This is a genomic window from Pseudomonas sp. Nvir (assembly GCF_963778085.1).
Classification (GTDB): domain Bacteria; phylum Pseudomonadota; class Gammaproteobacteria; order Pseudomonadales; family Pseudomonadaceae; genus Aquipseudomonas; species Aquipseudomonas juntendi.
Genome location: NZ_CAVZVN010000040.1, coordinates 1 through 1027 on the forward strand (window position 1 = coordinate 1; position 1027 = coordinate 1027).

Sequence of the window (1027 nt, forward strand, 5' to 3'; positions counted from 1 at the left end):
ACACCGTGGTGATCATGGTGAACGCGGCAATCACGCTCGGGTTGACCATCAGCATGACCACACCGCCCAGCAGGCACATGCAGGAGAAGGTTAAACCCTTCGCCGGCACCGCACGCTTCGACAGCTTGGCGAACATCTTCGGCGCCTGGCCATCCTGCGCCAGACCGAACAACATACGGCTGGTAGAGAACACGCCGCTGTTGGCCGAGGAGGCTGCGGAAGTCAGCACCACAAAGTTGATCAGGCTCGCTGCCGCCGGCAGGCCGACCAGCACGAACAGCTCGACGAACGGGCTCTTGCTCGGCACCACGGAGCTCCACGGCGTCACCGACATAATCACAATCAGCGCGAAGACGTAGAACATAATGATACGCAGCGGGATGGAGTTAATCGCCCGTGGCAGGGATTTCTCCGGGTCTTTGGTTTCGGCGGCGGTGGTCCCCACCAGCTCAATCCCCACGAAGGCGAACACCGCAATCTGGAAGCCGGCAAAGAAGCCGCTCAGCCCTTTCGGGAACCAGCCGCCGTCATTCCACAGATGGGCGAAAGAGGCTTCGACGCCGGTCGGCGATTTGAAATGCATCATGACCATCACCAGGCCGACGACGATTAGCGCCACGATGGCGACGATTTTGATCATCGCGAACCAGAACTCCATTTCGCCAAACATTTTGACGGTGGCCAGGTTCAGGCCCAGCAGCAGCAGGATCACCGCCAGCGAGGCGACCCAGTCGGAGAGTCCGGGAAACCAGAACTGCGCGTAGGCGGTGATCGCCACTACGTCCGCCATTCCGGTGACGACCCAACAGAACCAATAGGTCCAGCCGGTAAAGTAGCCCGCCCACGGCCCCAGCAGATCGGCCGCAAAATCGCTGAAGGATTTATATTCGAGGTTCGACAGCAGTAATTCGCCCATGGCTCGCATAACGAAAAACAGCATAAAACCGATAATCATATAAACAAAAATAATAGATGGCCCGGCAAGGCTGATAGTTTTGCCAGAACCCATAAATAACCCAGTGCCGAT

At 57.7% G+C, this 1027-nt stretch carries 1 protein-coding gene; it reads right to left on the reverse strand.

Annotated elements, in window-relative coordinates:
* Positions 1 to 1027: amino acid permease (locus tag AACG97_RS00305; RefSeq protein ID WP_338463249.1), on the reverse strand; the 1027-nt coding region annotated here is incomplete at both ends.